Source organism: Mesorhizobium sp. M7A.F.Ca.AU.002.02.1.1, assembly GCF_003998535.1.
Taxonomy (GTDB): domain Bacteria; phylum Pseudomonadota; class Alphaproteobacteria; order Rhizobiales; family Rhizobiaceae; genus Mesorhizobium; species Mesorhizobium ciceri.
In genome coordinates this window covers 1-6,763 of record NZ_RZPB01000302.1, presented here as the reverse complement: position 1 = coordinate 6,763, position 6,763 = coordinate 1, and the positions used below count along the sequence as shown (strand labels likewise).

The 6,763-nt window shown below is 58.0% G+C and carries 5 protein-coding genes; 1 reads left to right on the top strand and 4 read right to left on the bottom strand.

All coding sequences use genetic code 11. The annotated features are described in order from the left end of the window. The coding region (locus EN879_RS18930; RefSeq protein WP_127274174.1) for a phage major capsid protein at positions 1-653 on the bottom strand (653 nt) is incomplete at its 3' end. A 91-nt stretch (positions 654-744) separates the two neighbouring features. Then, positions 745-2,337 (bottom strand): HK97 family phage prohead protease, encoded by a 1,593-nt coding sequence (locus tag EN879_RS18925; protein WP_063168350.1) that lies wholly within the window; start codon positions 2,335-2,337, stop codon positions 745-747. 86 nt (positions 2,338-2,423) lie between these two features. Here EN879_RS18925 and EN879_RS40010 point away from each other — a divergent pair, with 86 nt between their 5' ends. Further along, positions 2,424-2,810 carry a hypothetical protein gene (locus tag EN879_RS40010; RefSeq protein ID WP_063168351.1) on the top strand — a complete coding sequence of 129 codons (387 nt, stop codon included), beginning with the start codon at positions 2,424-2,426 and terminating at the stop codon, positions 2,808-2,810. Positions 2,811-3,441: 631 nt separating this feature from the next. Here the strand turns inward: EN879_RS40010 and EN879_RS18915 are convergent. Continuing rightward, positions 3,442-4,788: a phage portal protein gene (locus tag EN879_RS18915; protein WP_063168352.1), complete on the bottom strand. Its 1,347-nt coding sequence runs from the start codon at positions 4,786-4,788 to the stop codon at positions 3,442-3,444. After that, on the bottom strand, positions 4,781-6,733 hold the full coding sequence (locus tag EN879_RS18910; protein WP_082826483.1) for a terminase TerL endonuclease subunit: 1,953 nt from the start codon (positions 6,731-6,733) through the stop codon (positions 4,781-4,783). The genes EN879_RS18915 and EN879_RS18910 overlap by 8 nt, the downstream gene beginning before the upstream one ends. Between the last annotated feature and the right edge of the window lie 30 nt (positions 6,734-6,763).

The window sequence follows — 6,763 nt, the reverse complement described above, 5'->3', positions numbered from 1 at the left end:
TCGACGTACTTCGCCACCATGTTGATCTCTTTGAAGGTCGGCTGGCTCTTGGCGATGGCCTGGCCTTCACCACGCCATCCGGCGGTGGCGCTCGAACCCGCCTTCGGCATCTTGTAGCTGCCGTTGATCAGCGGCACGCGACGCGGGCCACCCTGCAGGAACGTGGTCGTCGGGCGAAGAACGTCGATGATCTCGCTCGACATGGCTTCCGGAAGCAGAACGCCGCCAGCGGCCGCCGAACCCGAATTCAGGGCGCGGGTCTTCTGGGCGGAGTCGAACTCGCGGGCCACATGGCCGTAGCCGGCCGCCTCGAGGTGACGGAAGACAGCCTTGGGGCCGCCGGCCTTCTCTTCGATCCAGGCGCGAGCCATGGCGGCGATCATGAGCCCGGTCTTTTCGACCGTGGTCAGCTTGACCGCGACTTCAGCGGGAGTGCGCTCGACGGAGCCGGCCGGATCGTTTGCCGGAAGAGCGGCGCGGGCGCGGGCTTCATCAGCCTTCGTCAGCGCATCGATCTTCTTCTCGATCTCTTCGAGTTCGGTGTTCTTGGTCTCGAGGCCGGTGAAATCCTCGGCGGACATGTCAGTCTTGTCCGTGAGGGCCTTGATTTCGCCGACCAGTTCTTTCAGCCGGGCTTTCAGGATTGCGAGCATGGTTGTCTCCTTTTGCTCATGAAAAAAGCCGCCCTTGCGGAGCGGCTTGTTGATCCGGCGGTTGCCCGGCCCGGAATTCTGGAATGTGGTGTTAGGCCTCGATCAGACCCTTGGAGGCGAAGCGGGCGAGGATGGCTGCGGTTGCCGCCTTGGCGGCCTCTACTTCTTCCTCGCATGGCGGCGCTGGCGGTTCTGCCGGCTCGTCGTCGGGGTCGTCCTTCTCGACGTCCTTGGTCCCGAAGAACTTCGCCATCGTGGCGCCGACGGACTCGAGAAGGCGCTGGAGAGCAGTCAATTTTTCGGTTGCCTCGGCCGTGTCCAGTTCGATGGAGATCGAGCCGACTGACGTTGGCTTCTTCTCCGACTCCGGCTCTTCCTTCGCCTTGGTCACGCGATCGCAGATGGACTGCGAAACCTCGTCGATCTGCCGGATGGTGAGATCCAGCGGCAGGACCAGTTCGCCGACCGATTCACCCTCACGCTCGATCACGAGTTTCACTTCGTCAGCATTGCGGAGCACGACGATGTCGGCTTCCTTGATCTGTGCGGCGAAGGCGTCGAGGACTTCGTCCGTGAGAAGGTCCATACCCTTCTTCTCGTCGGTGACGTCGGCCACCGGCAGTGGATCAAGGCCGAGAGCATCACGAGCTTCATCGACGGTAGCTGTTCCGTCTGCGATTGCCTTCTCAGCAAGCAGGAACCGGTCCGCCTTGATGCCGCGGAACATGCCGCTCCAGGCGTCTGTCAGAAATTCCACAGCGAGAGCGTGAACGCCCTTGTTCACACCTTCATCGACGATCCAACTGTCGATGACCTCCCCGGTCGCTTTCGCCAGGCTGTCGGAGAATGGAGCGCCTTTGTTTTCGGCATGATCGGGATCGATCGTCACCTTCGCACCGACGAACTTGACTGCCTCGTCTTGGGTTGTCGCCTCAAGCGTCATGTCGGCGACGGGAACGAAGGTCTTGGCCGTCGGCGCAAACGCCTTGTCGATGACGAAGATCGAGCGGTTGCCATTGAGATCGAAGTGCTTGGCGCGATACTCATCCATCGGGATGAGCAAGCCTTCCGGGGTCTTGGCCCAGTTGTCGAGAACGTCCTCAAGCAGTTCACGAGCGAGGTTCATGTCGCGGCCGGCTGCTTTAATCAGACTCTGCGGGCTCGCGGGAATCGCCACAATCGACGCCTCGAGTAAAATTGACTTGTTGAACTGGATACCGCCTGTCCATCGCTCCTCGTCATCGAGGATCATTTCGTAGTTGTCCCAATCCGGCATGAACCCGATGGAGCAAGCCCGGATACCTCCGTTTGCAATCATCCACTCGGTTTCGTCGATCTCCTTGACCGGACCGCCCGCAGGAAGAAGGACGATGTCTCCTTCAATTCGGGGCGGGCGCCCCTTTAGAACCTTCTCGAGATTGCCCCAACTGCCAACAGGCCATGTGCGCGAATTGTGGAAAAGAAGGGCGACCGGGTTGCGCTCAAACTCAGTTGTGTCGATACCGGCAGTAACAATGATGTCACCATAGCGGTCCACCGCCTGGGCATTCATGACAAACCGCGCCGATCGCGATTCCTTATTCCACGACGCCGGCGCCTTCGCGGCCTTCATAATCGGAGCGACATCTGATCCAATGTCTTTGCGCTTCGCGATGATTTCGTCGATGCTGATTTTCTTAGGCATGCGCCCAACTCCTTTTCCTTGTTCGCGGACGCGCGCAGAACATCAATCTCGCGTCGCAACTCGGCGATCAGTTCGTCTTTTTCGGTATGAGTGAGCCAGCGGCCCAGTTTCGTCATTTTGTGGCGAAGGCGACCGACCTCGGATTTCTCGACAGAGGTCTTTACGTCGTGGCAGATCCGACAAAGCGGCTGCAAATTTGGATAGTTTGTCTTCCCGCCTTTGTAGACTGGAATGGTATGGTCGATGTGCCACTCGGAGTGGCCACCATTGAAGTCGAGACTTCGGTCGCAATGCGAGCATTTCCCGTCGGTCTTGGCAAAAATCAAAAGCCGTGTGATCGGCTGATTTACGCCCCTCGATCCAAGATTTATCTCTGGATCATCAAACCATTTGAGTCTGCCGTTCGCCCTGTAGTGTCCGCCAACGTATTGGGAGCAAAGATTGTGATGGAACTCGCAGATTGGCCTCCATGAAAGCCTCATGGTGCCGTTAAAATCGGTCCTGAAATATTGCCCCTCTACGCCTCTGGTCGTCTTTCTCTGAATTCTTGTCCGAAATGTCTCAGAGCATCCAGGCCAACTGCATTTTGTCTCCATGTAATCGAACGCCTCTTTGCATTGGATGCTGCAAAGCGAATCTCGATTTAGGCCGACGGCCTGACTGGTTGGTTTCGAGAATGACAAGTTGCAATTTTTGCATGTCCGCGAGAACGTCTTGTGCTTACTCTGACATCCCCTGGAGCAATATACATTCGCCCCTGACGCTTCGATCTTCTCCGCTTGATAGCGCTTGCGGTATGTATCGCCACCGCACCCTACGCAGACAAGCCACGATCCCCCGGCGGCCCCGCGTTTGCACTCTTGGCCGCAGAACTTGTGGTTGCCTTTTTTGATCTGCGACCGATATCGGACAAATGATTTGTCGCAATGCTGACAATTTAACTGAATGGTCTTGCTGTCGCCCATGCGAGCGAATAATTCTTGGATAGCCACTCGATCCTCACATGATCGTTTCGGTTAGGACCGTCGCGGCGCTTCCAACGCTGCGGCGGTCCGTCTGTATGTAGGAATCTGGTGGCCCTCCAACAATTCCAATTGTGAGGATCTAAGCGTCTTTCTTCTTCTTTGCGTCGGTTGCTGGTTGATCGGCCGCCGGAGCGTTCGGATCGACCGTTGACGATGCGGCGACGATGACTTTCCCGTCGCGGTCCACGACATTCATGTTCACCGGGATCAGGCGAACCTGGCCCTGACCGTTCGGCAATGGATTGAAGCCTTGCATCGCCCTGGCTTCATCGACTTCGATAGCGCCGCGCTCGAGCAGCGTCTTGATGCGCTCGGTCTCGCGCTGCGAGTCGCGGAGCGTCATTTCCTCGCGATCGTGTTGGAAGAAGTATTTCAGCCGGTCTTTGCGGCTCAGGAGGATCTTGTCGTACCGATGCTCGAAACGCTCGGCGCGCGGGATGAGTGTGTCGCCCACGTACATCTTCTCGGCAGTATCGAGGTTGTCGTACTTTTGGCCATCCATTTGGAAGACCTTGTACGGCGGGACACGAAGCAACCGGCACGTCTGGCTGATCTGTTCCGAGAACTGCTTGGTCAATTCCATCTCTTGCGGTTTCGACGCGATCGGCTGAAATTCCATGTTGTCTTCAAGGACGACCGGTTCAACACCGGCCTTGTACCTCTTCATCAGGATCTTTAGCTGGGACCGCAGCCGCTGGAACGCGAGTTCGTCGATGGCGCCATCGCCGCTCTTTTTGAAAACACCGCGCACCTGGCCATCTTCACTGAAGAGAGAAGTGCGGAAATCATCGATCGCGCTTCCCGTCTCCAATACGTCCTTGCCGGCGATGAGCGTCGAATAACCATCCTGTCCATCGATCATGCGTCCACGGACGTGGATCATGTCCCTCTCATGGAAGGTCATCGACACGGCGCCGAGCAGCGCCTGTTCCTGCATGGTGCCGGCTGTGACGTCGTAGAAGATGTCCCGACCCTCGACCAGCGTCCTGACGCGACCGGTCTGGAATGGGATCAGTTCCAGCGGATCGTTGAAGTTGTTGCGCAGCACACCAGCATATGAGTTCGAGGTGTAGCACTCCCAGAGCACCATCATTTCGATGAACTCTGGCCATGTGTGGCGGCGGTTCGGCTCAAGGGCGAGGAACGCAGCCATCTCATGCTTTTCTGGCAGCACAACGCGAGATGTGCCGTTTGGAAGCCTCTCCCGCAGCCGTAGCGTGGACTTAGAGATGTCCTGGGCGATGACGTCGCAGCACAGCAAGAATGCGGCCTGCTTCAGCGCATTCTGCACACTGGCGCTGGCGATGTTCTCGCCCAACCACGACGTAAATTCCGCCATGGTCATTTCTGTGCCATGGTCCTTCGCGATCAGGTCCATTTGGCGGGACTCGGTTGCGACGACGGCCGTCTCTTCGACATCAGACATTGCCGTCACCTACCATCTGGTCGAATCCAATCATGCCTCGCGTCAGATACGGGTCAGTCGAAGTGCCGGCTACCTCGCCAGCGGGCTTCGCCTCATCCGGCTGCATCCGGCAGCCATTCGCGAAGCAAAGGGCGACGAAGCCATCGATCTTGCGAGGTGAATTCTCTTTTTCTTTTCTCGGAATGATCGAGCCGTTAGCTTTGCGCTCGCCATGAACGTTTTGCGCGTTCCAGGCGAGAACCGGGTTCCCGTCATGCCAGATAGTCTGTGCTGCAATGCGACCAAGGATGTCGTCGGTCGGCGCCGTCATTGTCTTCGCGGAGTTCGGATAGACGACCACCGGTCGGTTGCCATCCCAGAGGTACTTCACCGTGTTGTGCGCCTGCGCCGGGTCACAGGCGATCACCTGGACGTCGAACACGTCGCAGAAAGCTTCAATGTCGGCGCGCACTAGGTCGTGGTCGGCGAGCGGGCCTGGCGTCAGGACAAGGTGGCCTTGCGTTTCCCATGTCGCCAGATGGTCGACCAGATCAGGATTCCGCGCTGTAGGCGATTCCGCCGGCAGAAAGAACTTGGCGAATGCCACCAGCTGCCCGGCCGGCAGTTCGAACAGCAGCGTGATCGCGCACATGTCGAGCACTTGCGCCAGATCGACGCCGATCCAGCACTTCATGCCGAAGAAGTCAGAAAGCGAGACCGGCCGCTTGCACTGGCCCCAGGCCGAAGCCTCGATCAGCGTCATCCCGGCACCGGTCCAGATATTGAAGCGGGTACGCGCTACTTCACCCCGCTTATCTGGACGAAGCCGGAGAGCCTCGTTCACTGCAGCCCTGATGACCACCGGGTCAAGTGCCACCCTGTACATCGGGTTGGCCCGTTCGATCAGGCTTTCGTCTGTCAGCAATCGATCCCAGTCGATCGCGTTGGTTTCCGGGTTGGTGTAGTCCTCGCGATCCAGCGTGTAGATCGCGGCGAAGAACGTGAAATCCTGAACCTTGCCTTCAAGGATCATCTGAGCCTGGGTTAGGAGGTCAAATGCCGGGCCCTCCGAATAGTGACCCGCGGTGGTGATCATGCGACGCAGCGCGTTCGGCCGCGCACCAAAGGCGGAATCGACAACCTTGTAAACTAGCGCCGCGCCGGCGTGACCTTCTTCAAAGAGCGCCAAGGACGGATTGAGACCGTCGATCCGATCGCCGTGCTGGGTCAGCTTGAAGATGCGGCCGCCGTTGGAGGTGATCTCCTCCTGCGTCACGCGGATCTTGAACTGCTCCTTCAACTCGTCGTCGTTGTTGAGCATTTTGACGATGTCGCCATACAGCGTGTCGTCAGCCTGTTTCGAAGAAAACGCGGCGATCGGGATTTCCGGCGCCATGCCTCCGGAGCAGCAGAGATCGAATAGTGCAGCACGGGTGGCCCGAATCGACTTCCCATTTTTTCTCGAAATTAGTTCGAGTGCTGTCTTGACGAGCCGGGTGCCATTGTTGCGCATCCGAAAACCGTGGATCGCGGATTCGATCCATATCTCAAACGGCTCGAGGATGATGCGAGGATCTGGGTCTCCGGCCTCATCGAATTGGTTCAATTGCCAGTTGCCGGCTTCGAAGTGCCTCAGCCTCTCGCTAAAACGGCAGAAGTCGACCAGATGGATAGGCGAGTAGCAAAAATCGTTCTTCGGGTTCTCCGCCATCTCGAGCATGTCGAGATAGCGTTGCGCCGCGAAAACAAGCAGGCGATTGGTAGGAAGCCGTCCCGACGCGACTACCTCGGCATACAGCCTGGCGATCGCCGGATAATCAGGAACGAGCTCAATCTCGTTGGTTTCAGAGTTTACCAGTTCCAGCGGCGCGATGTGGCCGCAGTGTGATCGGTGAAGTCCTGCTATTGGAGAACCCCGACCCGGCGAACCTGTTTTTTTGGTTGGGGTTCGCGATCGCTGGCGCATCTTCTGCAATCCTGAGCCTCACGCTGATCG

Excerpts from the sequence above, each read along its gene's own strand:
- EN879_RS18925 (WP_063168350.1), bottom strand. The coding sequence starts at position 2,337 with ATGCCTAAGAAAATCAGCATCGACGAAATCATCGCGAAGCGCAAAGAC.
- EN879_RS40010 (WP_063168351.1), top strand. The coding sequence starts at position 2,424 with ATGAGTGAGCCAGCGGCCCAGTTTCGTCATTTTGTGGCGAAGGCGACC.
- EN879_RS18915 (WP_063168352.1), bottom strand. The coding sequence starts at position 4,788 with ATGTCTGATGTCGAAGAGACGGCCGTCGTCGCAACCGAGTCCCGCCAA.
- EN879_RS18910 (WP_082826483.1), bottom strand. The coding sequence starts at position 6,733 with ATGCGCCAGCGATCGCGAACCCCAACCAAAAAAACAGGTTCGCCGGGT.